We start from the raw sequence: 23,925 nt of genomic DNA, 5'->3' as shown, positions 1-23,925 counted from the left end.
CGATCAGATGCCGAACGGGCCGCGCGCCAGCGCGAGGCCGAGGATGAGGTGGAAGACGACATAGATGCCGATGGAAATCGCCGCTCCCGCCGCCACCGCCTTCAGCGGCGGCGCGCCGAGCCGCCAGGACAGATAGCCGCCGGCGACGAAGGTGCAGATCAGGAAGCCGAGTTCCGACAGGAGCTGGCCATAGGCGAAGAACACCACCGCAGCCGCGACGATCTCGAGGATGCGCGGCAGTGCCGGCCAGTCCGGCTCCGGGTCCGGCCGCAGCGCGACGATCAGGCCGGTGAGGCCGAGGACGACGCCGATCACGACGGGGAAGGCCCGCGGGCCCAGCGGATCGGTGATGAAGGACAGCTGGATCTGGAATGCCGCCCAGATGAAGAAGGCGGCGAGCGCCACCATCAGACCGCCGAAGATGCGATCGGTCATGTCGAAGCTCCGTGATCGGACGGCGCAGCGCACGGCTCCGCCCAGGGCCCATCGATGGTCGAGGCCCCGGCGCATCGCCTCTCGAGCGGCGCGCCGGCGCGGATCGTCACGGCATCGCTCAGAAACGCGCGATGCCGAACGCACTGGATCAGGCCTACTGGATCAGGCCGATTTCCCTGGACAGGCCCTCGATCTCGGCGACGCTCGCCGCCACGAACTTCTGGAACTCCTCGCCGGAATAGTCGAGCGGCGCGAGACCGTTCTGTTCCATGATCGTCTTCCACTCGTCGGACTGGTAGGTCTTCTGGAGAGCGTCGACCCAGAAGTCGTAGGACGCCTCGCTCATCCCGCCGGGGCCGTAGAAGCCGCGCCAGTTGGCGCCGGTGACGTCGAAGCCCTGCTCCCTGGCGGTCGGGAAGCTGGAAAAGTCGCCGGGGAGCTTTTCCGGCGCCAGCACCGCCAGAACCTTCAGGTCGCCCGAATCGACGAAGCCCTTGGCCTCCGAGGCATCGCCGGTGAAGGCCTGGACGGAGCCGCCGAGCAGCTGCGTCATGGCCTCGCCGCCGCCGTCGAAGGCGACGTACTTGACCTTGCGGACGTCGTCGATCCCGGCCTTCTTGGCGAGCAGCAGGACCTTGAGATGATCCCAGCCGCCGACCGCCGAGCCGCCGGCGAAGGAGACCGACGTCGGATCGGCCTTGACCTTCTCCATCAGCTCCTTGAGGTCCTTGATGGGGCTGTCCTTGGCGACGCCGATGACGCCGTAGTCGGCGCCGACGGAGCCGAGCCAGCGGACCTGGTCCATGGTGTTGCCGGGATAGGCGCCCTGGGCGAGACGCGTCGAGGTCGCCGTCGACGCCGCGACGATGACGTCGTTGCTGTCATTGCGCTTGTTGACCACCTCGGCATAGGCGACGCCGCCGCCGCCGCCGGCAAGGTTCGTCACCTGCAGGGTGCCGGGGATGAGCTTGAGGTCCTGCATCGCCTTGCCGACCTGACGGCAGGTGAAGTCCCAGCCGCCACCGGCCGCCGCCGGGGCGATGCATTCCGGGTTGGACGGCGTGAAGTCCTGAGCTGCAGATGGCGCGGCGACGGGCAAGAGCATCGCGGCCGCGAGCGCGCAGACGCGCAAACGAGATGTGAGCATAAGATCTGGTCCTCCCTGGAGCATGACGGCTCTTCGTGGCCGGTGACGACATCATGGATCGGATCGCGATGCGATGTCGAGCCGGCGGGGCCGTGTCCCAAGCGACCTTATCCGCAACGCGGATGCAAGTCTTTTCTCATCTTTGATGAGATATCCAACCAAAGGTGCGCCGGCAGCCTGCTGGGGAAGCCGGGATCGCGGCGCGGAAGGCGCCGGATCCTTCGCGGAAAGCCTTGGCCCGCAGCCCTGGCGGGATTCAGCGGGCCCGTACAGGCCCCTCGAGGCCGTCCAGCCCGCCCGGATGAAGTTCGAGCCCCAGCACCCGCCGCGGATCGACGGGTCCCGGCATGATCACCGCGTTCAGGGGCAGCGGGCGATAGCCGAGCGGCTGGTAGTAGGGCGGATCGCCGACGAGGATGATCGAGCCCTCGCCCGCCTCCCGCGCTGCCTCCGCCGCAAGCCGCATCAGCGCCTTGCCGACCCCCCGGTTCTTGTAATCCGGGCGCACCGCCAGCGGCCCCAGTAGCAGGCTCGGTGCGGCGCCCACCCGGATCGGCGTCAGCCGGACCGAGCCGATGATCGCGCTTTCATGCTCGGCGACGAAGGACAGGGCTGCGGCGTGGGCGGCCATTTCGCGCACCCGCTCGGCCGCCCGGGCAAAGCGGCCCGGCCCGAAGGCCTCGGCGGCGATCGCCTCGATGGCCGCGTGGTGGTCGAACTGCTCAGGCAGGAACCTGACGTCGTCGAGATGGAACATGGAAGCATCCGGAAGGCGGGTGTCGAGCGGGCTCGCCGCTCGCATGCCCGTCCGATGACGACCGGCAGCTGGCGACGGGTGGTCAGCGCGGGTGTGCGCTCGGCCTCATTCGTCGTCGCTGGATGGTCATTGCTGCCGTTCCCCTGGATGTGCGACGTCGCCGTTAGCACCTTCGCGCCGCGCGGTCCACCAGTTGCCGCATCTGGCTCGCCTCGCAGGTGACGCACTGTCGCGCCGAAACGCGGAACGCCCGTCGTTGCCGCCGGGTTAGACCTGCACGACATTGCGGGCGGCGCGGCCTTCGCCGCCAGCCCATCCATCCGGACAATCGGGAGCAGATCGCCATGGGACTTCTCGTCGACGGCAAATGGCAGGACAAGTGGTACGACACCGACAAGACGGGCGGTGAGTTCAAGCGGACGACGACGACCTTCCGCGACTGGATCACCCCCGACGGCTCGCCCGGCCCGGACGGCCGGAGAGCCGTTCCGGCCGAGGCCGGACGCTATCATCTCTACGTCTCCCTCGCCTGCCCCTGGGCGCACCGGACACTCATCACCCGCAAGCTGAAGAAGCTCGATGAGGTCATATCGCTTTCCGTCGTCGACTATCACATGGGCGAGGAGGGCTGGGTCTTCTCCGAGCGTCCCGGCGCCATCCCCGACGGCGTCCTCGGCAAAGAGCGGCTCTACGAGGTCTATCTCGAGGCCGAGCCGACCTATACCGGCAGGGTCACGGTTCCGGTGCTGTGGGACAAGCGGGAAGGCACGATCGTCAACAACGAGTCCGCCGAGATCATCCGCATCCTGAACACCGGCTTTGCGGCCTTCGCCGACAATTCCGTCGACGTCACGCCGCAGGACCATCTGGCCGAGATCGACGCGATCAACGCGGTCGTCTACGACGCCGTCAACAACGGCGTCTACAAATGCGGCTTCGCCACCACCCAGGCCGCCTATGAAAAGCCCTTCGACGAACTCTTCGAGACCCTCGACAGGCTGGAAGAGCGGCTGTCGGGCCAGCGCTATCTGGTCGCCTCCAAGGCGCCGACGGAAGCCGACTGGCGGCTCTTCACCACGCTGATCCGCTTCGACGCGGTCTATCATGGCCACTTCAAGTGCAACCAGCGCCGCATCGCCGACTATCCGGCGATCGACGCCTATATGCGCGAGCTCTACCAGTGGCCCGGCATCGCCGAGACGGTGAATTTCGAGCACATCAAGGGCCACTATTACACCAGCCACAAGACCATCAATCCGACCGGCATCGTGCCGCTCGGGCCGAAGCTCGACCTCGACACGCCCCATGGCCGGGAGAGCGTGCCCTTCGCGGCCTGAGGCCTCGCGTCAGTTGCCATCCGGCACGGCGGTGAGCCGCGCCGGATGGGCCGGCGGCCGCGCCGCCGCATCGCCGGGCGAGCGCCCGATCACCAGCGGCCCCCGCGCCGCCCACTCCGTCGGAGCCCGGCCGGTGACGCGGCGAAATTCCCGGTTGAAGTTCGACTTGGTGGCAAAGCCGCTGCCCAGCATCGCGTCGGTGACCGACTGACCCGCCTCGATCGCCGCGCAAGCATCGGCGATGCGGTATCCGTTCACGTAGCGCGAGACGTTCTCGCCGGTCCGGCGATTGATCGCCTCCGACACGCGCTTGGCCGGCAGGCCGAGCCGGCGTGCCAGACGGGCCAGCGTCAGGTCGCCGTCGCGGTAGAGCTTCTGCGTCGCGAGAAGCTGCTCGAGATCGGCCATGATCGCGGCGTCGCGCTGGCGCTCGGCGGCAGCTTCCCCCTGGTCGAGGCCCGCCGGCCGGACAGGGCCGGCGGTCGTTTCGGCCACCGGCGGGCCGATGCTCCGGGATGCGGCGAGGCCGCCGATCAGAAGCAGCGTCAGGCTGGTTCCGAAGCTGACGATCCAGCCCTTCATCCAGCCCTCGCCGAGAAACACCGCCAACGCGATCGCCACGTCGCTCAGCGCCGAGGCGATCAGGGACGCGGCGAGCGCCCGCCAGACCAGCGGCGGCCATTCGCCGGCGTCGAGCCGCGCCTCGGGCAAGGCATCGGCGCCGGAGCGAAGCGCGACGAGCATCGCGGCGCCATAGCCGGCGAAGATCGCGACCACCGCGACGTCGATCGCCTGGGGTGCGGTGAGGACGCAGAAGGCCACGAAGGCCGGGGCAAGCAGATGTAGCGCCGCGCCAGCACGGCTCCGCCCCTGCGCCGCCCCGAGCGCCAGGAAGGCCAGCGGCGGAATGGTGACCGCCGTCACCGGCTGCAACGGGCGAAAGCCCGCCACCCCGTAATATTGCGCCAGCGCGTTGACGACGCCCTGGAGGATGCAGGCGACGAGCAGCGCGGCAAGCGGCATCGCGACGCGGCGCCCATGCAGGAGACGGGCGAGCACATAGGCAAGGGCGAGCGAGACGACGATCGAAATCGGCAAGGCGAGCATGGACGCGCTCCGTGGATCACCCTTTCTCGATAGGCCTCGAACGGGTTCGGCGCGACCTCGAACCGGATCGAGGACGCCGAAAATCACGCAGGAGCGCATCGCATTGGCCGGGCTGACTGCCCCAGGTCATCGTCACAAGGAACATCCGATGCCAAGCTGCCTCTCCCTCCTCGCCTGCCTCACCGGCCTTCTTTTCACCAGCCCGACCCTCGCCGCGCCGGACGAAGGAACGTCGCAGCCGGCCGCCGCGCCCGTCGCAGGTGCTGTCGAGCCGCTCGCCGGCTACGACCGGTTCGACGTCGTCGCGGCCCATCGCGCCGTCCTCGTACCCGGCTCGGTCTGGTATCCGGCCAGCGCCTGGACCTATGCCGTCACCATCGGCGACAACCCGGTCTTTACCGGCACCCGCGCCCTCGTCGGCGCGGCGGCCCAAGCGGGCCAGCATCCGCTGGTCCTCCTGTCCCACGGCTCGGGCGGCAACATGGACGGCCTCGGCTGGCTGTCGTCAGAGCTCGCCTTGCGCGGGGCGCTGGTGGTCGCCGTCAATCATCCCGGCACCACATCGGGCGACTCCTCGCCGCGGCGCACCCCCCGCCTCGACCAGCGGGCGAAGGATCTCTCCGCCGCCCTCGACACGGTGCTCGCCGATCCGAGCTTTGGCCCACTGATCGACCAAAGCCGCATCAGCGCCCTCGGCTTCTCCCTCGGCGGCAGCACGGTGATCGATCTCGCCGGCGGCCGTTTCCAACGGGTGAAATATCGCGACTACTGCGAGCAGTTCGCCGACCAGGGCGACTGCGTCTTCTTCCGGAAGGGCGGCGTCGATTTCGACCATCTGCCGGAGGAGATGGAAGAAGATGTCCGTGACCCGCGGATCTCTGCCATCGTCGCCGTCGAGCCCGGCATCACCGACGCTTTGTCGGACGAGAGCATCGCGGCGATGACGCTGCCGGTCCAGCTGATCGGCCTCGGCGCGCCCGACCCGTGGCGGGGCGTGGACGTGTCCGCATCCGGCTCCAACCTCGCCGCTCGCCTGCCCGATGCGACCTACGAGATCATCCGCCCGGCCTCCCACTTCACCTTTCTCGGCCTCTGCAGGCCGGAGGCCGCGAAGCTCCTGGAAGACGAGCAGGACGACCCGGTCTGCACCGACCCCGAAGGCTCCGACCGGGCGACGATCCATGCCGGAGTGATCGACGCCGTCGCCCGCTTCCTCGGCCCGGCCGCTGCCCCGGCCTCGGCGAGCACCGCTCACCAGTAGGGGCCCGGTGTGCCCCCGCCGGAAAGTTCCTCCAGCCGCCGGCGGGTGGCGTCGGTCAGTCCCTCAGGGAGACCGTCGAGCGGGAAGAAGCCCGACTCGGCGATCTCCCGGTCGGGTTTCTTCTCGCTCGCCTGCACCACGCCGTCGCAGCGATAGAACACGACGTGGTCGTGCTTCGAGGCGGCCCGGTTGTAGTAGACGGCGAAGAGCTCCGGCGGGCGGGACGCAACGAGATTGCCCTCTTCGGCCATTTCCCGGTGCAGCGCCTCTTCCACCGTCTCGCCGGGATCGACCCCGCCGCCCGGCATGTACCAGCCCGGCAGATAGGTGTGCCGGACGAGGAAGATGCGCCCCCTTTCGTCAAAGGCGGCGCCACGCACCCCGAGCGTCATCGGCCGCGACAGGAGATGCACGCCCTGCATGGCGGTGACCAGCAATTTCTGAAACCGCACGGTTCCACTCTCCGTCTTCGTTTCTACAATTGATGCATGACGAGGGTGCGCGGATCGGCGCCCCTTTCCAAGCGTGAAAAAACAATCGCTTCCTGCGGCCCTTCGTCGACGAGATGGCGCCCGGCGAAGACCGATTTCGACCCGAGGACATGCGATGTTCCGTCTTGCCCATCTCTCCGACATCCATCTCGGGCCGCTGCCGGAACTCTCCTTCCGCGAACTCGCCTCCAAGCGCGTGACCGGCTGGTACAACTGGCAGCGCAACCGGCGCCGAATGATGTTCGGCGACACGCTGAGCGACCTCGTCCTCGACCTGCAGGCGGAAGATCCGGACCACATCGCGGTGACCGGCGATCTCGTCAATCTCGCCACCAAGAAGGAAACGATCGCCTCGGGCATCTGGCTGCGCGACCTCGGCGCCCCGCATCAGGTCTCGCTGGTCCCGGGCAATCACGACGCCTATGTGCCGGGCGCGCTGAAGCGCTCCTACAAGGAGTGGCAACCCTACATGACCGGCGACGCGCCGCTCGCTTCGACCGACAAGTCATTCCCCTACATGCGAATTCGCGAGAACGTCGCGATCCTCGGCGTCTCGACGGCGGAGGCGACAGCGCCGTTCTTCGCCACCGGCACGTTCAATCGCGGCCAGGCGCTGCGGCTCGCCAAGATGCTGGAGACCGCCCGGGCCCTCGGCCTGTTTCGGGTCGTCCTGATCCACCACCCGCCGATCTCCGGCGCCACCTCGTGGCACAAGCGGCTGATCGGCAAGCAGTTCTTCTCCAAGTTGATGCGCGAGGTCGGCGCCGAGCTGGTCCTCCACGGCCATACCCATCTGGATACGCTCCACTGGCTGAAGGGCCCGGAGAAGCAGATCCCCGTGGTCGGCGTGCCCTCGGCCAGCCAGGCCCCCGGCAGCAAGAACCCGGCCTCGCGCTACAACCTCTTCGAGATCACCGGCGGCCCGTCCACCTGGACGCTGATCCAGCGCGAGCGCGGCGTCTGCGAGAACACCCCAGGCATCGGCTGGGTGCGCCAGCGCGAGCTTCTCGCCGATGGCCGGGCCATCGATGCCCGGCCGCGGGAGGACGCCAAGGAGGCGGTCTGAGCGCCGTCCGGAGCTTGTTTCGTGGCCCTGCCCGGCGTGACGATCAGAGCCCCGCGACCAGTGGGGCCTCGTCCGCCGGCACCAGCCGCACCACCTTATAGCCGCGCTTCTGCAGCTCGGCGAGGAAGCCGGGCAGCATCGCCGCCGTCCGGTTCTGGATGTCGTGCATCAGGATGATGCCGCGGCCGTGCTTCTCCAGCGCCCGCAACGTGCGATCGCGCACAGTCGCCGGAGCATCGCGGAAATAATCCTTGGAATCGATGTCGACGTCGATGGCGACGATGCCCTCGCTCGCCAGATCGTGGCGCAGCTGCTGGGTGTCGGCGAGATAGGGGAAGCGGAAGAAGGGAGCCGGCCGCATGCCGATGGGCCTCAGCGCGTCCGCGACGCTGAGCTCGCCCTTGCGGATTTCCGCCATGGCGGCCGCGTCGCTCATCGTTCTGAGATTGGGATGGCGATAGGTGTGGGTGCCGATGGTGTGACCTGCCTGCGCGACCTCCTGGGCGATCTTCGGATAGGCCTTGGCCATCTGGCCGACCATCAGGAAGGTCGCGCCGACGCCATGGTCGGAGAGCGCCTCGAGGATCTTGTGGGTCTTGCCCGGCATCGGGCCGTCGTCGAAGGTGAGCACCACCTCCTTGTCGCGAAGGGCGATATCGGAATAGCGGGCGACGGCGATGGTGCGCCCTGCCAGCGGCGAGGCGAACGCCGGCTGGAACGACTGGAACAGCGGGAACTTCGGATCCTCGGCGGGCGTCTGGTAGCCCAGCGCCGGCGCGGCGCTCGTGGCGGAGGTGGCGGGCAAGCGCATCGACGATCGCTCATTGCTGGCGCAACCCGACAGAAGCGAGGCGGCGACGACGGCGGAGAAGAGAACTCGCGTGGAGCGCATGGAGACCGGCCCAGTGGCGTTGCTGACCCGGTTTTTGGTAAGGCGTTAAGGTTAATCTTCGGTTCCCGGCCACCATTCTGCCACAGGCGGCCAGCGAATACGCAAAAGGGGATCCCGCTCGATCGCGTGCCGCAGATGTCGCGTCAGGCGAGGGACGGATCGCTCTGATTGGGCGCACCCGACGGAGCTTCCGGCCGCCGGATGGCTCCCATCGCCTCCAGGACGAGCGGATGCATATCGCCCGTTCGTCCGCTCTCCACCCGCTCGAACAGCTGGGTGCGCATGCGCGGCTCCCAGAACTTGTTGATGTGGTCGGCGACGCCCTTGGAGCGCGCGCCCTCCTTGGCCGATTCGAAGAACTTGGCGATCTGGTTGGCCATATAGACCAGCTTGTCACGCTCCATGGACGGCTCTCCCCTGTCCTGTCATTGCCTGCGCCCCATTCTCCGGCGCTGCGAGATCGTCCGTGCCCGCGATCCGCTCCGGATGCGTGAAGACCTCGAAGTCCGCGCCCCGCACCACTGCGACGAGGGTGATGCCCGCGGCGTTCGCCTCGGCGATCGCCAGGGCCGTCGGCGCCGAGACGGCGGCGATCAGCCCGCAGCCCATCCGCGCCGCCTTCTGGATCAGCTCCACCGACACCCGGCTGGTGATCGTCAGGAAGCCGTCGCGCGGGTCGAGCCCGGATCGGGCGAGATGTCCCGCGACCTTGTCCAGCGCATTGTGCCGGCCGACGTCTTCCCGCGTCACCACGAGCCCCGTGCCCTGACGGTGCCACGCGGCCGCATGCACCGCCCGGGTCAGCCGGCTGAGCGCCTGCTCGCGCGCCATGGCCGCGACGGCATCCGTGATCGCCAGCGGCGGGATCGCGCCCGCCGCGGCGTCCGGCACTCTCGGCAGTTGCGGTGCGGCCAGTTCGAGGGACTCGACGCCGCACAGCCCGCAGCCGACAGGCCCGGTCATCTGCCGGCGCCGCGCGACATAGGTCTTCGCCCGCGCCTCGACGAGGCGGATCTGGCAGTCCACCCCGGCTTCGGTGTCGACGATCTCCAGATGCTCGATCTCCTCGATTCGGTCCACGATCCGCTCGTTGAGGACGAGGCCGACCGCCATGTCCTGGAGGTCAGCGGGCGTCGCCATCATCACCGCATGGGTCGAGCCGCCGATCGATATCGCCACCGCCGTCTCGGCCGGCACCTGCCGCTGGGAAGGGGAGAACGCCCCGTCCCGGAACACGAGGCTCTCGACGCGGCGAGCTGGTTCCGGGAGATCGGGCTCTGGTGTCGACCGTTCGTCGCGAACCGTCACCATGGCCATGCTCTTGACGTATGCCGGCGGAGGATTCTCGCCCGGCCTTCACCGGAGGCGCTCTTCGCGCCCCCCTCTGTCCTGCCGGACATCTCCCCCACAAGGGGGGAGATCGAGGTCGCGCTCGGTGTTGCCCCTGATTTCAAAGGGTAGAGGTTGCCGAAACGATTCCAGCTGAGACGAGGCGGTGAAGCTGCCGATCTCTCCCCTTGTGGGGGAGATGTCCGGCAGGACAGAGGGGGGTGACGCTGCATACCCGGTTCCGACAAGATCGTTCCTGAACCTACTCCGCCGCCTCGGCGGCCGCGATCCGCCGGCTTTCCATGGTCAGCTCGCGGTAGTCGTCCTGCCATTCCGTCGGCCCGTTGGAGGGCGAGATCTGCACCGCCGTCACCTTGTATTCCGGGCAATTGGTCGCCCAGTCGGAGAAGTCGGTGGTGATCACGTTCACCTGTGTCATCGGATGGTGGAAGGTCGTGTAGACGACGCCCGGCGCGACGCGGTCGGTGATCTTCGCCTTGATCGCGGTGGAACCGGCGCGGCTCTCGAGCTTGACCCAGTCGCCATCCCGCACGCCCCGCTGCTCGGCGTCGTGCGGATGGATCTCCAGGAGGTCCTCGTCGTGCCAGACGACGTTGCCGGTGCGCCGCGTCTGCGCGCCGACATTGTACTGGGACAGGATGCGCCCGGTGGTCAGCAGCAGCGGGAAGCGCGGCCCCGTCCGCTCGTCCGTCGCGACATATTCCGTCATGATGAACTTGCCGCGGCCGCGCATGAACTCGCCGACATGCATGATCGGCGTGCCCTCCGGATGGGCCTCGTTGCACGGCCACTGGACCGAGCCCTTCTCGTCCAGGACATCATAGGTGACGCCTGCGAAGGACGGCGTCGTCGCGGAGATCTCGGCCATGATCTCGGAGGGATGGGAATAGTTCATGTCCATCCCGATCGCCTGGGCCAACAGCTGGGTGACCTGCCAGTCCTCATAGCCGTTCTTCGGCGCCATCACCTTGCGCACGCGGTTGATGCGCCGCTCGGCATTGGTGAAGGTGCCGTTCTTCTCCAGGAAGGTCGAGCCCGGCAGGAAGACGTTGGCGTAGTTCGCGGTCTCGTTCAGGAAGAGGTCGTGGACGATCAGGAGTTCGAGCGCCGCAAGCCCGGCCGAGACGTGCTTGGTGTCGGGGTCCGACTGGAGGATGTCCTCGCCCTGGCAATAGAGGCCCTTGAAGGTGCCCTCGACGGCGGCGTCGAACATGTTCGGGATGCGCAGCCCCGGCTCCTTGTCGATCTTGACCCCCCACAGCTCCTCGAAGGTCTCGCGGACGGCGTCCATCGAGATGTGGCGGTATCCCGGCAGCTCATGGGGGAAGGAGCCCATGTCGCAGGAGCCCTGGACGTTGTTCTGGCCGCGCAGCGGGTTCACGCCGACGCCCGGCCGGCCGATGTTGCCGGTCGCCATGGCGAGGTTGGCGATGGCGATGACCGAGGTCGAGCCCTGGCTGTGCTCGGTGACGCCGAGGCCGTAATAGATCGCCCCGTTGCCGCCGGTGGCATAGAGCCGCGCCGCCTTGCGCACCTCGGCGGCCGGAACCCCGGTGATCGCCTCGACGGCCTCCGGCGAATGCCGGTCCTCGGCGACGAAGGCGGCCCATTCCTGGAACTCGTCCCACTCGCAACGCTCGCGCACGAAGCTCTCATTGACGAGGCCCTCGGTGACGATGACATGGGCGAGCGCCGTCAGCATGGCGACGTTGGTGCCGGGCTTCAGGGCGAGATGGTGGTCGGCCTTCACATGCGGCGTCTTGACCAGGTCGATGCGGCGGGGATCGATGACGATCAGCCTAGCGCCGGGCTCGCCCGGCTTGCCGCGCAGCCGCTTCTTCATCCGCGAGGCGAAGACCGGATGGCCATCGGTCGGATTGGCGCCGATGACGAGGATGACGTCCGTATCCTCGACGCTATCGAAGTCCTGGGTGCCGGCCGACGTGCCGAAGGTGGAGTTCAGGCCATAGCCCGTCGGCGAATGGCAGACGCGGGCGCAGGTGTCGATGTTGTTGTTGCCGAAGCCCGCCCGCACCAGCTTCTGGACGAGATAGACCTCCTCGTTGGTGCAGCGCGACGAGGAGATGCCGCCCATGGCGCCGCGGCCGTATTTCGCCTGGATGTCCTTGATCTTCGCCGCCGTGAAGGACAGCGCCTCCTCCCAGGAGACCTCCTTCCAGGGCTGCGTGTAATGATCGCGGATCATCGGACCCAGGATGCGGTCCTTGTGGGTCGCATAGCCGAGCGCGAAGCGGCCCTTGACGCAGCTATGGCCGCGATTGGCCTTGCCGTCCTTGTAGGGCACCATGCGCACCAGCTCTTCGCCGCGCATTTCCGCCTTGAACGAACAGCCGACGCCGCAATAGGCGCAGGTGGTGACGACGGAATGCTCGGGCGTGCCGATCTCGATGACGGACTTTTCCTCCAGCGTCGCCGTCGGGCAGGCCTGGACGCAGGCGCCGCAGGAGACGCATTCGGAGGAGAAGAAGTCGTCGAAGCCGGTGCCGGCCGAGATGATCGAGTCGAAGCCGCGGCCCTCGACCGTCAGCGCGAAGGTGCCCTGCACCTCGTTGCAGGCGCGCACGCAGCGCGAGCAGACGATGCATTTCGACGGATCGAACTGGAAATAGGGGTTGGAGACGTCCTTCGCCTTGCCGAGATGGTTCTCGCCGTCATAGCCGTAGCGCACCTCGCGCAGGCCCACCGCGCCGGCCATGTCCTGCAGCTCGCAGTCGCCATTGGCGGCGCAGGTCAGGCAGTCGAGCGGGTGGTCGGAGATGTAGAGCTCCATCACCCCTTTTCGGATCGCCTTCAGCCGCTCGGTCTGGGTCGACACCTTCATGCCCGCCGCGACGGGCGTCGTGCAGGAGGCCGGCGTGCCGTTGCGCCCCTCGACCTCGACGACGCAGAGCCGGCAGGAGCCGAAGGCATCCATCATGTCGGTGGCGCAGAGCTTCGGTACCTGGACGCCGACCTCCATCGCCGCGCGCATCAGCGACGTGCCCTCGGGAACCGTGATCTCCTGGCCGTCGATGGTCAGGGTAACGGTCTTCTCGGCCTTCGAGGCGGGCGTGCCGTAGTCGATTTCGCGAATGAGGCTCATGGGTTTCCTCCCTGACGGGCATTCGATTGATACGTCAGATGCGCCAGTGTCGTGGTCTGGTCACTCGTCCGAATTCGGCTTCATTCACCGAGGTCTTTTCTTGCCAACGACACGAGATAATCGTCGATGGAAACGTTCATCTCGCTCGCACGCTTGTCGATGCGGAAGAGCAACTCGCTCGGTAGACGCAGGCCGTACATGCTGTACTCGCTGCGTCGACTGATCTTCATCGGCTTGAAGCCGGACAGGTCGTATTCCGAGAGGTCTGCCTCATCGACGAAGCGCTCGGCCTCCTCGTCGGTCGCAAAATGCGGCATCGGCTTAAGCTTGGTCTTGCTCATAGAACCGCACCTCCTTCGAATGCATGTACCGGGCGCTGAGCGGTCGGGCCAAAAACCTCTCGCCGCGCTGACGAACCGTGAAGACGACGAATATAGGCCGCCCCGCCTCGTTTCGCCCGATCGCCCTGAAACGCTGCTCCTGCGTCGAATGCGACGGGTCCTCCACGATCAACGGAAGCCCCCGCAAAGCATATTCGATCTCATCGACTGAAACGCCGTGCTTGCCGCATTTGTCGCGATTGCCTTGATCCCATTCGATTTCGTCGAAGATGGCCGGCATGAACGCAACGCCTACTCCGCCGCCACCCTCATCGGTTGCCCATGAAAATCCTCCGGGAAGTGCCGGATCGCGCTCATCACCGGATAGGGCGTGAAGCCGCCCAGCGCGCAGAGCGAGCCGAACTTCATGGTGTTGCAGAGGTCCTCGACGAGGGCGAGGTTCTCCGCCGGCCGCTCGCCGTCGATGATCTTCTTCATCGTCTCGTGGCCGCGCACCGCGCCGACCCGGCAGGGCGTGCACTTGCCGCAGCTCTCGATCGCGCAGAACTCGAAGGCGAAGCGGGCTTGGGCCAGCATGTCGACCGTGTCGTCGAAGACGACGATGCCGGCGTGGCCGATCAGCCCGTCCCTGGCGGCGAAGGCCTCGTAGTCGAAGGGTGTGTCGAACAGGGACACGGGGAAGTATGCGCCCAGCGGCCCGCCGACCTGCACCGCCCGCACCGGCCGACCCGACGCCGTGCCGCCGGCAACGTCATTGACGATTTCGCCCAGTGTCATGCCGAAGGGCACTTCGAAGAGGCCGCCATGCTTGACGTTGCCGCCGAGCTGGATCGGGATGGTGCCGCGCGAGCGGCCCATGCCGAGCTCCTTGTAGCCTTCCGCGCCCGCCGCCAGGATCTCCGGCGTCGAGGCCAGCGAAATGACGTTGTTGATCACGGTCGGCATGCCGAACAGGCCCTGGATCGCCGGCAGCGGCGGCTTGAAGCGCACCTGCCCGCGCTTGCCTTCGAGGCTGTCGAGCAGCGAGGTCTCCTCGCCGCACACATAAGCCCCGGCGCCGACCCGCACCTCGATGTCGAAGACGTGGCTCGAGCCCATCACCGAGGCGCCGAGAACGCCCGCTTCGTGCGCCCGGCGGATCGCCTCGCGCATCACCTCGATGGCGACGGGATATTCCGACCGCAGATAGATGTAGCCCTTGGTTGCCCCGGTGGCGACGCCGGCGATCGCCATGCCCTCGATCAGGCAGAACGGATCACCCTCCATGATCATCCGGTCGGCGAACGTGCCGCTATCGCCCTCGTCGGCGTTGGCGACGATGTATTTGCGCGCGCCCTTGGCTTCGGCGACGGTCTTCCACTTGATGCCGGTCGGAAAGCCCGCCCCGCCGCGGCCGCGCAGGCCGGACTGGGTGACTTCCGCGACGATCGCCTCGGCGCCGATGCCGATGGCGCGTTCCAGCCCCTTCAGGCCGCCATTGGCGCGATAGTCGTCGAGTGACAAGGGATCGGTGACGCCGCAGCGCTTGAAGGTGTGGCGCGTCTGGCGGGCGAAGAACGGGTGCTCCTCGACCCTGCCGATCCGCTTCGGGTGGCCCGCACCGGACAGGATGCCGGCATCGACCAGCACGTCGGCCTCGCCCGGCTCGATCGGCCCGTAGGCGATGCGCCCGTCCGGCGTCTCGACCTCGATCATCGGCTCGAGCCACGCCATGCCGCGCGAGCCGTTGCGCACGATCTCGAGGGACAGGCCGCGATCGGTGTTGAGCCGGGCGAACTCCTCGGCGATCGTGTCGGCGCCGCAGGCGACGGCGAAGGAGTCGAGCGGGATGTAGAGCTTCGTCACAGCCGTGCCTCCTCGACCAGCGCCCCGACCTTCGCCTCGGTAAGGCGCCCGACGATCCGCCGGTCGAGCATCGCCGACGGCGCCGTGGCGCAGAGGCCGAGGCAATAGACCGCTTCGAGGCTGACCTGTCCGTCCGGCGTCGTCTCGCCGAACTTGACGCCCAGCGCCGTCTCGATCGCGCCGGCGATGGCGTCGCTGCCCGCCGCCTGGCAGGCCTCCGCCCGGCAGACCTTCAGGACATGCCGGCCGCGGGGAGCCTTGTGGAAGTCGTGATAGAAGGTGACGACGCCGTGCACCTCGGCGCGGGTCAGGTTCAACGCCGCCGCGATCTGGCGCACCGCAGCCTCCGGCACGTGGCCGAACCGCTCCTGGATCTCGTGCAGGATCGGCAGCATCGGGCCTTCCAGCCCACGCTTGGCGTCGATGATCTCGGCGACCTCCGCCTCGTCGTAATTCGCCTGAAAAACCAAGCGCCTTCCTCCCGCACCCGATCTTGAATTGTTCCAGAGAGGGAACACCCAAGTTGGGCAAGAATCAAGGCGTGATCCTCGTCCTGCGATAGAAGACCTCTATCGATAATGACGCCTCCTGCAGCTTTTGGTTGCCGACCTGCCCAGGGACGCCGTCAGATGCTGTCGATCTCCTGGGTTTCCTCCCAGAAGGCCGCCACGATCGGCGGGCGCAGCTCCCGCCGCGCGGTGACGAGGCCGATGCGATAGCTGACGTCCGGGCCGGTGATGGGGATGGCCACCAGCGGCTCGGCGAGGCCGAGAAGGGCGGCGGAGCGGTGGGGCATCACCGTGGCGATCCCGGCCAGCCGGGTCTGGGAGAGAAGCGCGATCATCGAGTTGGACTCCATGACGGTCTCGAAGCGCCGCCCGCCGGCGCCCAGGTGCCGGTTGAGGATCTGGCGGTTCTGCATCGAAGGGCTGAGGAGGCCGAGCTTGAGGCTCGCCACCTCCTCCCAGGTCACCTGCTGGCGGTCGTGAAAGACGCTGTCGCGCCGCGTGACGAGACAGTAGCGCTCATCATAGAGGGCGCGGGTATCGAGCTTCTTCAGCCGTTCGTCGTCGAGATAGGTCAGGCCGACGTCGATCTCGAAGTTGGAGATGGCGGCGATGATCTCCGAGGCGGTCTGCGAGGTGACGTCGAAGGTGACGTTGTCGTGCCGCAGGTGGAACGGCGCCGTCAGGCGCGAGACGATGGCGAGGCTGGTCGGCACGGCGCCGATCCGCAGATGGCCGGAGAGCCCGCGCTTCACGGTGCGGATCTCCTCGCGCATCGTGCGGACGTCGTCGGTGATCCGCCGCGCCCAGGCCAGCGCCCGCTCGCCTTCCTCGGTCAGGCCGCGAAAGCGCGAGCCGCGATTGACCAGCGTCGTGCCGAGCCGCTCCTCGAGCTGCCGGATGCCGGCCGACAGCGTCGGCTGGGTGATCCCGAGCCGCTCCGCCGCGCGGCCGAAATGCCGCTCGGTGGAAAGGGCGATCAGATATTCCAGCTTGTCGATCATCGTCTCATGTCTTTCGTCCCATGCTGCCGCCCGATGCGCCGGATTGTCCGACCCCATGGCCCCTTCCCTGGGCCGCGGCGCGTCAGCCCCACATCGGACCACTTGCCAAGAGGGACGGCAAGTCGCTTAAAGCCGGTTCACGATCCGGCCGCTCAGGCCGGTTGCCACGAGGAGCGATCCACGTTGTCCCATCAGGACCTTTCCCAGCTCGGCCAGAACGCCCGCCCGGCCGCCTCCCCCGAAGAAGCGACGCTCGAAACCGTCCCCTACGCCCGCGGCGACGGGCCGCCGGCCATCGTCCGCTTCACCTGCCCGGAATTCACCTCCCTTTGCCCGGTCACCGGCCAGCCGGACTTCGCCCATGTCGTCATCGACTACGCGCCGGATGCCCGCCTCGTCGAATCGAAGTCGCTGAAGCTCTTCCTGACCAGCTTCCGCAATCACGGCGCCTTCCACGAAGACTGCACGGTGATGATCGCCCGGCGCGTCATCGCGGCGACGAAGCCCCTGTGGCTGCGGATCGGCGGCTACTGGTATCCGCGCGGCGGCATTCCGATCGACGTCTTCTGGCAGTCGGGACCCGCTCCCGAAGGCGTCTTCCTGCCCGACCAGGGCGTGCCGCCCTATCGCGGCCGGGGATGAGGGTGCATGGCCGGCTTGTTGATCATTGCCGGCCACACGCCGTAGAAGCCTCGAGCTTCTTTCTTATCATCATCAGGGCCCCCATCCTGCGCCCGCAGCATCACCGACAGGACTGATCATGACCGACGCGGATCTGACGCTCGACTCCATCGAAGATGCAATCGCTGCCATCGCCGAAGGCGAAATGGTGGTCGTGGTCGACGACACCGACCGCGAGAACGAGGGCGACCTGATCATGGCCGCCGCCAAGGCGACGCCGGAGAAGATGGCCTTCATGATCCGCCACACCAGCGGCATCATCTGCGTGCCGATGATGGCGGAGCGGGCCGAAGCGCTGAACCTGCCGCCGATGGTCGCCAACAATCTCGATCCGATGCGCACCGCCTTCACCGTGTCCGTCGACTACAAGGTCGGCATGACCACGGGCATCGCCGCCGAGGAGCGCGCCAACACCTGCCGCGCTCTGATGAACGCCAATTGCGCGCCGTCCGACTTCATCCGCCCCGGCCACATCTTCCCGCTGATCGCCCGCGAGGGCGGCGTGCTGATCCGGTCCGGCCACACCGAGGCCGGCACCGATCTCGCTCGCCTCGCCGGCCTCGAGCCCGGCGGCATCCTCGCCGAGATCGTCAATGACGACGGCACCGTCAAGCGCCTGCCCGAGCTGGTCGGTTTCGCCCGGGAACACGGGCTGAAGATCGTCTCGATCGAGGACCTCATCTCCTATCGCATCCGCCGGGAGTCCTTCGTCACCTGCGTGCGGGAGGAGGACTTCTGTCTCGGCGGCCTGACCGGCAAGATCCGCGTCTATGAAACGCCGTTCGACGAGACCCAGCACGTCGTCTTCGTGCATGGCAACGTGCGGGGCCGGAGCAACGTGCCGACCCGCATCCACCGGGAACAGCCGGTCCTCGACATGCTGTCGCGGGTCGGAGACGGCCGCAGCTGGGTCGACGTCGCCGTCGAGAACATCAAGGCCAGCGGCCAGGGCGTCATCATGCTGCTGCGCTCGCCGCAGATCGACGACTTCGAGGCGAGGCCCACCGGCAGCGAGGAGCCCGTCGCCGACGGCGAGCGCCATCTCAGCGCCCGCCTGCGCCGCCAGCGCTGGCGGGAAGTCGGCGTCGGCGCCCAGATCCTGCGCGACCTCGGCGTCTCCTCGATCACCGTCCTCGCCACCCACGAGCGCGCCTATGTCGGCCTGACCGGCTTCGGCATCGCGGTCGCGGAGACGGTCATAGTCAAGGAATAGCGAGACCTTCGAGGCGGCCGGCGCCACCTCGGGACGAAACAGGCTCTCGTAGCGCGGCGCCCGCCGACGGCCGCCGTGCGCTGCCGCGCCCGCAATTCGCCGCGCCCGCAATCACCGCACCCGTGCGGATGCCGACCCGCTTGCCGCGTCGAACCCACCCTCTCCTGCAGGACGGATCGGCCCGCTCCGCCGCGCGGCCGCGATCACCCGCTCGCCCTTCGATGCGGGCGCGGCCGGCATGCCTGTGCGCCTTCCATCCGGGTTGCGAACCGGGCGGCCCCGCCACCCGGCGTCGCCAGCGATGCCCGGACCGCCCTCGCGCAGGCTCGCGACCCGTCTCGAAAAGCAACGACCCCTGCGACGCTGCGGCATCTTCGGCATGTTTCTGTTGCGCTGCACGAGAACCTCGAAAAACGCAAGAGTTGCGTTCTGGGACGATCAGGACAGGGCCGTTCGGCGCGCCGGAGCGCTGATATCGGCCGCGCTCATCCCCTGACGGCCGATCGGGCGGGTTTTGCCCTTAGGCGCCTCACCAACCCAGGCCGGGATGCTGGAACGCGCTCTGGTCCGGCTCCGGGCACCATCAACCCCTGCGTGCCCATGATCCTCCTGAAGGATCGACGGCCGCCGCCGCCTGATCGCGCCGAGCGCCCGGGCGAAAGGTTCCGCGATTGACATGACGCGCATAAATGCTCCAGAATAGAACCTCTCATGTGCCGAAATGGATCAAAACGCCGGCCAATCTGCTTTTTAAGGTGAGAATGTCGATAATCTATTGATCTTTGATTACCGTCATTTAAAGCTTCCCCTGCGCAACATCGAACACGGAGGCGTTTTTTCTCATGCGCAAAGTGCTGCTCACGCTGATTGCCGCTGCCGGTGCAATTTCCTTCGCGGGAACCGCCGATGCAAAGTGGTACAAGAAACACGTCGACGAACGGGGCGGCAAGTGCTACCTCGTCGAGTACATTCCTTCCACCTACAAGTACAATACGCGCGGCAAGCTCGTTCAGAGCCAGGGCACCGCGTGGGAAGGCGACATCGTCGACGGCGGCAAGATCTATCACCGCCGCAATCCCGCCGTTTACATCACGACGAAGAAGCTCGTCGAGCAGGACCACTACACCCTGGTCCCCTGCTGATCGAACACAACCGGGCCGGGGGGAAGCACATCGCCCTCCCCCGGCCTGCCACAGCTTCCGCAAGGGCGAGCCGCGTCCGTCGCGGCTGTTGACGATCTTGGCCGGGCCATCGACGCCGGCAAGAACAGCAGGCTGAATTCGACGCCGGTTCGGCCGGGGAGGAAACCGCAATGCTGCTCCAGACGATGCTCATCGAGACAGTGCTCCTCGCCGGAGCGATCGCCATCCCGTTTTCCGACGGGCCGCAGCGCGATCCCGCTGCCGCGGCCGGCGAACCCGCCCGCTTCGAGACGGCGTTCGAATTCGCCGAGATCCCGGGCGGCTACCGCCTCAACGCCATCGTCATCGATCTTGCCACCGGCGAGCGCGGCTCGACACCCATCGGCGACTGCCGGACGATCAATCTGGACTCCTTCGCCGAGGACACGTTCGGAACGCCCGTCGTCTGCAACGGCATCAATTACAGCTTCGATGTCCGTCAGGGCCAGATCGTCGTCGATGCGTCTCCCGGCCGCGTTGCGCCGAAGCTGGTCCGCAAGCTCGATCCCGGCCACGCGCTGGTCAACGGCACGCCGCTCCTCATAGAAACAGGTCGCGCGAAATAGCGATGGTCGGAAGGCCTTCATAGGGCCGGCGATAGATCACCTCGCCACCGATGCTCGGGTTCTCCGGCCGGATCCGGTTCTCCGGGGCCGGGCCGCGCATCGCCCATGCTGCAAATGGCGAGCCGGCCGAGGCTTCGCCGGTCTGACCCGCGGTTGGTCCATCCGACAAGGCCGGCCGGACGTTCGACGCACGCTCCTCGGGCGGGCCTGCCTCGAGCGAGCCTGCTTCGGACCGGTCGAGCGATCCTGTACCGAGCGGCCCTGCCTCGACCGGACCTAGATCGATCGGGCCTGCGTCGAGCGGACCTCCCTGGGCCACGACCGACCCTTCCAGCGCCCATTCTGCCTTTGACCGCTCCTCCTGCGCGTCCATCCCGGCCGCAAAGCCGCCTGGGAAGGCACCGCTGGCCGGCGCCGGCCCGAGGTCGTGCGAAGCGGCGGGCTGCGCTTCTTCCGGGACGAGGAAGCCTTCGTAGGAGAGGGCGCCGAGCACGTAGGGCGGCACGTAATAGGCGGCGTTGGTCGCGGTGATCGGCCGCACCATCAGCACGGGACCGCTCTCGCAGGCCTCCGCCGTCGGCTGGCCGGCGGCGCTCAAGGTGACGTAGCAGGTCTTCGGACGCGCCGCGCAACCGAGAAGGCTGAGCGCCAGAACGGCGGAAATCCCAAGAAAGAGTGAACGTGCCGCCATCGGGGCCTCCCCGGGACGACATTCGAGTGTCGTGGTTAACCGCCGGTTAAGGCCGCTCCACGCGCCTCCCGCCACCTCCCGTCGGGTCAGCCCCGGATCAGCTTGCCAGCTGCAGCCCGGCGACGGTCCGCCGGACCGCCTCGATGAACATCCGAAGCGCCGGCGAGGTCTCGCCCTCGCCCCGCATCGTCAGCCCCACCGGCCCCAGCGTCTCGCGCATCGTGATCGGCAATTCGACCAGCATTCCCTCGGCGACGTCGAGCGCCACGACGCCGGAGGAGATCACCCACACGGCATCGGTCTTGCGCACGAAGGCCCGGCCGAAGGTCTCCGCGACGGTCTCGATCCGGTGGCCGACCTGAGGGATCCCCTGCGCGATGAAGAACTGCTCGGCCATCGTCCGGATCGCCGCATCCCGGTTGGGAAACACGATCGGGTAGTCGGAGATGGCGGCGACGTCGCTGCGGCCGATGAGCGGATGACCCGGACGCACGACGAGCGAGATCCGCTCCGAATAGAGATGGGAGAAGCTGAGACCGCTCATGGCCTCGGGCTTGCCGAGGCGGCCGATGACCAGATCCAGCGCGCCGCCCGCCAGTTCGGAGAGGAGATAACCGTTCGGACCGGTTACGATCGCCAGGCCGACCTCCGGCGCGATGCGTCCCATCTCCACGGCGGCATCGGGAACGATGCGTGCGGCGACCGATGGAAGCGCGCCGATCGACAGCCTGAGGCCGCCTCCCGCCAGTGTCTCCGAGATGCCCTCGATGCCCTGGCGAAGCGCCGCCAGGCTCGAACTCGCATAGGAGTGGAACATTTGTCCGACCGGCGTCAGCGCGACGCCGCTGCGGTTGCGATCCATCAGCCGCGCGCCCAGGGCCGTCTCCAACTCGGCGAGCGTCTTGGAGACCGCCGGCTGCGACACGTGCATCAGTTCGGCCGCCTTGCCGACACTGGCCGTTCGCGCCACTTCGACAAATGTCCGCAGGTGGCGAATTTTGATGCGACGATCAATTTCCATAACCAGACAGTCATGCTAAACCCGGTGCATATTCATTTTACATGAATTTTCCGGGCTTTCATATTGCCGCCTCGGAGGAGTTGACGCTGCCATGTCCCATCAAGTCGAGGACCGTTTCGCGCGCGGGACGGCGACACGCCGCGCCGTTCTGGGCGATGCCCATGTGGATCGGGCCGAGGCGGCGGCAACGCCCCTCGACCGCGATTTCCAGGTCTTCATCACCGAGGGTGCCTGGGGTTCGGTGTGGTCGAGGCCGCATTTTACCAGGCGCGAACGCTCGATCGTCACCATCGCGCTCCTGGCCGGGCTCGGCCAGGACGACGAACTGGCCATGCACATCCGCGCGACGCTCAACACCGGCGCAACCCGCGAGGATGTCGTCGAGGCCCTGATGCATGTGGCGGTCTATGCCGGCGTTCCCGCCGCAAACCACGCGATCAAGATCGCCAAGCGCGTCTATGGCGAGATCGACGCAGAGACTGGAGGCGCTCGATGAGCGGAGGATCCTTCTATCAGCGCGACCGGAGCTGGCATCCGCCCGCCTACGCGCCGACCTACAAGACCAGCGTCACCCGCTCGCCCCAGAAGGCGCTGATCGCCCTCGACAACACCCTGTCCGAGATGACCGGCCCGGTGTTCGGCCATGACATGCTCGGGCCCCTCGACGACGACCTGATCGCCAACTTCGCCAAGGACGGCGATCCGATCGGCCAGCGCATCATCGTCCATGGCCGGGTGCTCGACGAGGACGGCCGCCCGGTGCCGGGCGCGCTCATCGAGGTCTGGCAGGCCAATGCCGGCGGGCGCTACCGCCACAGGAAGGAAACCTATCTGGCGCCGCTCGATCCGAATTTCGGCGGCTGCGGGCGGACGATCTCGGCCGAGGACGGCTCCTACCGGTTCCGCACCATCAAGCCCGGCCCCTATCCCTGGCCCAACGGCCCCAACGACTGGCGGCCGGCGCATATCCACTTCTCGATCTTCGGCCACGGCTTCGCCCAGCGCCTGATCACCCAGATGTATTTCGAGGGCGACCCGCTGATCTGGCTGTGCCCGATCGTCTCGACCATCCCCGACAAGGCGGCGATCGAGCGGCTGATCGCACCGCTCGACATGGCCAACACCGTGCCGATGGACGCCAGGGCCTACAAGTTCGACATCGTCCTGCGCGGCCGCCGCTCGACGCTGTTCGAGAACCGGATGGAGGGCAACTGATGGTCCAGTCTCTCGACCGGCTCAAGGAAAGCGCCTCGCAGACCGCCGGCCCATACGTTCACATCGGCTGCACGCCGAACTTCTCCGGGATCGAGGGCGTCTTCCCGCAGGATCTCGGCGCCTCCATGCTCAACGCCGAGGCAAGAGGCGAGCGCATCCGCATCGTCGGCCGCGTCTTCGACGGGGTCGGTGCCGCGTTGAAGGACGCCATGGTGGAGATCTGGCAGGCCGACGCCGACGGGCTCTACCCCTCGCCGCAGGAGACCCGCGGCACCGCCGATGCGAACTTTTCCGGCTTCGGCCGATCGGCGGGCGACATGGCAACGGGCGAGTTCGTCTTCGAGACGATCAAGCCCGGCAGGGTGCCGTTCAAGGACGGTCGCCCCCAGGCGCCGCACGTCACGCTGTGGATCGTCGCCCGCGGCATCAACATCGGCCTGCACACGCGGCTTTATTTCGGCGACGAGGAAGCGGCCAACGAGGCCGACCCGATCCTGTCGCGGATCGAGCACCGCTCGCGGGTGTCGACGCTGATCGCGCCGAAGACCCTGGAAGGCGGCGTTCCGACCTATCGCCACGACATCTTCCTGCAGGGCGAGAAGGAAACGATCTTCTTCGACATCTGAGGACGGAGGATCGAGCGTAAGGCGGGCGGAGCGGGAGGCGAGCCGATCGAGGCCCGCCGCTGCGTCGCATCGCACGAGGAAGCGGCGGC

26 protein-coding genes are annotated in these 23,925 nt (G+C 67.4%); 10 read left to right on the top strand and 16 right to left on the bottom strand.

What is annotated here, in order from left to right:
• Positions 1-3 precede the first annotated feature (3 nt).
• From ATO4_RS03145 to ATO4_RS03135, 3 genes are all read right to left on the bottom strand, one after another.
• Positions 4-435, bottom strand: coding sequence for a tripartite tricarboxylate transporter TctB family protein (locus ATO4_RS03145; RefSeq protein ID WP_083590172.1), 432 nt, complete (start codon positions 433-435; stop codon positions 4-6).
• A 154-nt stretch (positions 436-589) separates the two neighbouring features.
• The gene (locus ATO4_RS03140) at positions 590-1,582 is read right to left on the bottom strand and encodes a tripartite tricarboxylate transporter substrate-binding protein (protein WP_083589960.1); all 993 of its coding nucleotides are present in this window, start codon (positions 1,580-1,582) and stop codon (positions 590-592) included.
• A 256-nt stretch (positions 1,583-1,838) separates the two neighbouring features.
• Positions 1,839-2,339 (bottom strand): N-acetyltransferase, encoded by a 501-nt coding sequence (locus ATO4_RS03135; RefSeq protein ID WP_083589959.1) that lies wholly within the window; start codon positions 2,337-2,339, stop codon positions 1,839-1,841.
• 344 nt (positions 2,340-2,683) lie between these two features.
• Between ATO4_RS03135 and ATO4_RS03130 the strand changes: the two genes are divergently transcribed.
• On the top strand, positions 2,684-3,676 hold the full coding sequence (locus tag ATO4_RS03130; RefSeq protein ID WP_083589958.1) for a glutathione S-transferase family protein: 993 nt from the start codon (positions 2,684-2,686) through the stop codon (positions 3,674-3,676).
• 9 nt (positions 3,677-3,685) lie between these two features.
• Here ATO4_RS03130 and ATO4_RS03125 read toward each other — a convergent pair whose 3' ends face one another.
• Positions 3,686-4,783 carry an AraC family transcriptional regulator gene (locus tag ATO4_RS03125; protein WP_083589957.1) on the bottom strand — a complete coding sequence of 366 codons (1,098 nt, stop codon included), beginning with the start codon at positions 4,781-4,783 and terminating at the stop codon, positions 3,686-3,688.
• A 148-nt stretch (positions 4,784-4,931) separates the two neighbouring features.
• On the opposite strand from ATO4_RS03125, the gene ATO4_RS03120 reads away from it, so the two are divergent.
• Complete coding sequence (locus ATO4_RS03120) at positions 4,932-6,044, top strand: hypothetical protein (RefSeq protein WP_083589956.1); 1,113 nt, start codon at positions 4,932-4,934, stop codon at positions 6,042-6,044.
• Here ATO4_RS03120 and ATO4_RS03115 read toward each other — a convergent pair.
• On the bottom strand, positions 6,035-6,466 hold the full coding sequence (locus ATO4_RS03115; RefSeq protein WP_083590171.1) for an NUDIX domain-containing protein: 432 nt from the start codon (positions 6,464-6,466) through the stop codon (positions 6,035-6,037). The genes ATO4_RS03120 and ATO4_RS03115 overlap by 10 nt on opposite strands.
• A 184-nt stretch (positions 6,467-6,650) precedes the next feature.
• Between ATO4_RS03115 and ATO4_RS03110 the strand changes: the two genes are divergently transcribed.
• Positions 6,651-7,601 carry a metallophosphoesterase gene (locus tag ATO4_RS03110; protein WP_083589955.1) on the top strand — a complete coding sequence of 317 codons (951 nt, stop codon included), beginning with the start codon at positions 6,651-6,653 and terminating at the stop codon, positions 7,599-7,601.
• 43 nt (positions 7,602-7,644) lie between these two features.
• Here ATO4_RS03110 and ATO4_RS03105 read toward each other — a convergent pair whose 3' ends face one another.
• The 9 genes from ATO4_RS03105 to ATO4_RS03060 form a co-directional block, all read right to left on the bottom strand.
• Positions 7,645-8,412 carry a polysaccharide deacetylase family protein gene (locus tag ATO4_RS03105; RefSeq protein WP_245308537.1) on the bottom strand — a complete coding sequence of 256 codons (768 nt, stop codon included), beginning with the start codon at positions 8,410-8,412 and terminating at the stop codon, positions 7,645-7,647.
• 224 nt (positions 8,413-8,636) lie between these two features.
• On the bottom strand, positions 8,637-8,897 hold the full coding sequence (locus ATO4_RS03100) for a formate dehydrogenase subunit delta (protein WP_083589953.1): 261 nt from the start codon (positions 8,895-8,897) through the stop codon (positions 8,637-8,639).
• Positions 8,887-9,804 (bottom strand): formate dehydrogenase accessory sulfurtransferase FdhD, encoded by a 918-nt coding sequence (fdhD, locus tag ATO4_RS03095; protein WP_083590170.1) that lies wholly within the window; start codon positions 9,802-9,804, stop codon positions 8,887-8,889. Before fdhD ends, ATO4_RS03100 begins: the two co-directional genes overlap by 11 nt.
• Positions 9,805-10,084: 280 nt before the next feature.
• Entirely contained in the window at positions 10,085-12,946 is a 2,862-nt protein-coding gene (gene fdhF, locus ATO4_RS03085; RefSeq protein WP_083589952.1) for a formate dehydrogenase subunit alpha, read from the bottom strand.
• 80 nt (positions 12,947-13,026) lie between these two features.
• Positions 13,027-13,287, bottom strand: coding sequence for a CopG family antitoxin (locus tag ATO4_RS03080; RefSeq protein ID WP_083589951.1), 261 nt, complete (start codon positions 13,285-13,287; stop codon positions 13,027-13,029).
• The gene (locus ATO4_RS03075) at positions 13,268-13,567 is read right to left on the bottom strand and encodes a BrnT family toxin (RefSeq protein ID WP_083589950.1); all 300 of its coding nucleotides are present in this window, start codon (positions 13,565-13,567) and stop codon (positions 13,268-13,270) included. Before ATO4_RS03075 ends, ATO4_RS03080 begins: the two co-directional genes overlap by 20 nt.
• Before the next feature lie 11 nt (positions 13,568-13,578).
• Positions 13,579-15,132 (bottom strand): NADH-quinone oxidoreductase subunit NuoF, encoded by a 1,554-nt coding sequence (locus ATO4_RS03070; protein WP_083589949.1) that lies wholly within the window; start codon positions 15,130-15,132, stop codon positions 13,579-13,581.
• A complete protein-coding gene (locus ATO4_RS03065) occupies positions 15,129-15,602 on the bottom strand; it encodes a formate dehydrogenase subunit gamma (protein ID WP_083589948.1) in 474 nt (157 codons plus the stop codon). Before ATO4_RS03065 ends, ATO4_RS03070 begins: the two co-directional genes overlap by 4 nt.
• Positions 15,603-15,757: 155 nt before the next feature.
• Complete coding sequence (locus ATO4_RS03060) at positions 15,758-16,642, bottom strand: LysR family transcriptional regulator (protein WP_083589947.1); 885 nt, start codon at positions 16,640-16,642, stop codon at positions 15,758-15,760.
• 183 nt (positions 16,643-16,825) lie between these two features.
• Here ATO4_RS03060 and queF point away from each other — a divergent pair, with 183 nt between their 5' ends.
• The 4 genes from queF to ATO4_RS03040 all read left to right on the top strand — a co-directional run bounded on the left by queF (position 16,826) and on the right by ATO4_RS03040 (position 20,283).
• Positions 16,826-17,284 (top strand): preQ(1) synthase, encoded by a 459-nt coding sequence (gene queF, locus ATO4_RS03055; RefSeq protein WP_139802219.1) that lies wholly within the window; start codon positions 16,826-16,828, stop codon positions 17,282-17,284.
• 118 nt (positions 17,285-17,402) lie between these two features.
• Complete coding sequence (gene ribB, locus ATO4_RS03050) at positions 17,403-18,536, top strand: 3,4-dihydroxy-2-butanone-4-phosphate synthase (RefSeq protein WP_083589946.1); 1,134 nt, start codon at positions 17,403-17,405, stop codon at positions 18,534-18,536.
• An 842-nt stretch (positions 18,537-19,378) separates the two neighbouring features.
• A complete protein-coding gene (locus ATO4_RS03045; protein WP_083589945.1) occupies positions 19,379-19,678 on the top strand; it encodes a hypothetical protein in 300 nt (99 codons plus the stop codon).
• A gap of 170 nt (positions 19,679-19,848) precedes the next feature.
• Positions 19,849-20,283 carry a hypothetical protein gene (locus ATO4_RS03040; RefSeq protein ID WP_083589944.1) on the top strand — a complete coding sequence of 145 codons (435 nt, stop codon included), beginning with the start codon at positions 19,849-19,851 and terminating at the stop codon, positions 20,281-20,283.
• Here the strand turns inward: ATO4_RS03040 and ATO4_RS03035 are convergent.
• Together ATO4_RS03035 and pcaQ are read right to left on the bottom strand one after the other, a co-directional pair.
• Entirely contained in the window at positions 20,258-20,974 is a 717-nt protein-coding gene (locus ATO4_RS03035; protein ID WP_083589943.1) for a hypothetical protein, read from the bottom strand. The genes ATO4_RS03040 and ATO4_RS03035 overlap by 26 nt on opposite strands.
• Positions 20,975-21,071: 97 nt before the next feature.
• Positions 21,072-21,995 (bottom strand): pca operon transcription factor PcaQ, encoded by a 924-nt coding sequence (pcaQ, locus tag ATO4_RS03030; RefSeq protein WP_083589942.1) that lies wholly within the window; start codon positions 21,993-21,995, stop codon positions 21,072-21,074.
• A 91-nt stretch (positions 21,996-22,086) separates the two neighbouring features.
• Between pcaQ and pcaC the strand changes: the two genes are divergently transcribed.
• The 3 genes from pcaC to pcaG are packed head-to-tail and all read left to right on the top strand — an operon-like array spanning position 22,087 to position 23,836.
• Positions 22,087-22,491 (top strand): 4-carboxymuconolactone decarboxylase, encoded by a 405-nt coding sequence (pcaC, locus tag ATO4_RS03025; protein ID WP_083589941.1) that lies wholly within the window; start codon positions 22,087-22,089, stop codon positions 22,489-22,491.
• A complete protein-coding gene (gene pcaH, locus ATO4_RS03020; protein ID WP_083589940.1) occupies positions 22,488-23,210 on the top strand; it encodes a protocatechuate 3,4-dioxygenase subunit beta in 723 nt (240 codons plus the stop codon). The genes pcaC and pcaH overlap by 4 nt, the downstream gene beginning before the upstream one ends.
• Complete coding sequence (gene pcaG / locus ATO4_RS03015; RefSeq protein ID WP_083589939.1) at positions 23,210-23,836, top strand: protocatechuate 3,4-dioxygenase subunit alpha; 627 nt, start codon at positions 23,210-23,212, stop codon at positions 23,834-23,836. Before pcaH ends, pcaG begins: the two co-directional genes overlap by 1 nt.
• Positions 23,837-23,925 lie beyond the last annotated feature (89 nt).

The organism is Aurantimonas sp. 22II-16-19i (assembly GCF_002088275.1).
Lineage (GTDB): Bacteria > Pseudomonadota > Alphaproteobacteria > Rhizobiales > Rhizobiaceae > Jiella.
This window is presented reverse-complemented; position numbering and strand designations above follow the sequence as displayed.

Coding starts and splice junctions, on each gene's coding strand:
- ATO4_RS03045 (WP_083589945.1), top strand. CDS start 19,379: ATGCGCAAAGTGCTGCTCACGCTGATTGCCGCTGCCGGTGCAATTTCC.
- ATO4_RS03125 (WP_083589957.1), bottom strand. CDS start 4,783: ATGCTCGCCTTGCCGATTTCGATCGTCGTCTCGCTCGCCCTTGCCTAT.
- ATO4_RS03080 (WP_083589951.1), bottom strand. CDS start 13,287: ATGAGCAAGACCAAGCTTAAGCCGATGCCGCATTTTGCGACCGACGAG.
- pcaQ (WP_083589942.1), bottom strand. CDS start 21,995: ATGGAAATTGATCGTCGCATCAAAATTCGCCACCTGCGGACATTTGTC.
- ATO4_RS03100 (WP_083589953.1), bottom strand. CDS start 8,897: ATGGAGCGTGACAAGCTGGTCTATATGGCCAACCAGATCGCCAAGTTC.
- ATO4_RS03035 (WP_083589943.1), bottom strand. CDS start 20,974: ATGGCGGCACGTTCACTCTTTCTTGGGATTTCCGCCGTTCTGGCGCTC.
- pcaG (WP_083589939.1), top strand. CDS start 23,210: ATGGTCCAGTCTCTCGACCGGCTCAAGGAAAGCGCCTCGCAGACCGCC.
- ATO4_RS03145 (WP_083590172.1), bottom strand. CDS start 435: ATGACCGATCGCATCTTCGGCGGTCTGATGGTGGCGCTCGCCGCCTTC.
- ATO4_RS03105 (WP_245308537.1), bottom strand. CDS start 8,412: ATGCGCTTGCCCGCCACCTCCGCCACGAGCGCCGCGCCGGCGCTGGGC.
- ribB (WP_083589946.1), top strand. CDS start 17,403: ATGACCGACGCGGATCTGACGCTCGACTCCATCGAAGATGCAATCGCT.
- ATO4_RS03115 (WP_083590171.1), bottom strand. CDS start 6,466: ATGCAGGGCGTGCATCTCCTGTCGCGGCCGATGACGCTCGGGGTGCGT.
- pcaC (WP_083589941.1), top strand. CDS start 22,087: ATGTCCCATCAAGTCGAGGACCGTTTCGCGCGCGGGACGGCGACACGC.
- ATO4_RS03040 (WP_083589944.1), top strand. CDS start 19,849: ATGCTGCTCCAGACGATGCTCATCGAGACAGTGCTCCTCGCCGGAGCG.
- ATO4_RS03135 (WP_083589959.1), bottom strand. CDS start 2,339: ATGTTCCATCTCGACGACGTCAGGTTCCTGCCTGAGCAGTTCGACCAC.
- ATO4_RS03060 (WP_083589947.1), bottom strand. CDS start 16,642: ATGATCGACAAGCTGGAATATCTGATCGCCCTTTCCACCGAGCGGCAT.
- ATO4_RS03075 (WP_083589950.1), bottom strand. CDS start 13,567: ATGCCGGCCATCTTCGACGAAATCGAATGGGATCAAGGCAATCGCGAC.
- ATO4_RS03140 (WP_083589960.1), bottom strand. CDS start 1,582: ATGCTCACATCTCGTTTGCGCGTCTGCGCGCTCGCGGCCGCGATGCTC.
- ATO4_RS03120 (WP_083589956.1), top strand. CDS start 4,932: ATGCCAAGCTGCCTCTCCCTCCTCGCCTGCCTCACCGGCCTTCTTTTC.
- fdhF (WP_083589952.1), bottom strand. CDS start 12,946: ATGAGCCTCATTCGCGAAATCGACTACGGCACGCCCGCCTCGAAGGCC.
- ATO4_RS03130 (WP_083589958.1), top strand. CDS start 2,684: ATGGGACTTCTCGTCGACGGCAAATGGCAGGACAAGTGGTACGACACC.
- ATO4_RS03110 (WP_083589955.1), top strand. CDS start 6,651: ATGTTCCGTCTTGCCCATCTCTCCGACATCCATCTCGGGCCGCTGCCG.
- fdhD (WP_083590170.1), bottom strand. CDS start 9,804: ATGGTGACGGTTCGCGACGAACGGTCGACACCAGAGCCCGATCTCCCG.
- pcaH (WP_083589940.1), top strand. CDS start 22,488: ATGAGCGGAGGATCCTTCTATCAGCGCGACCGGAGCTGGCATCCGCCC.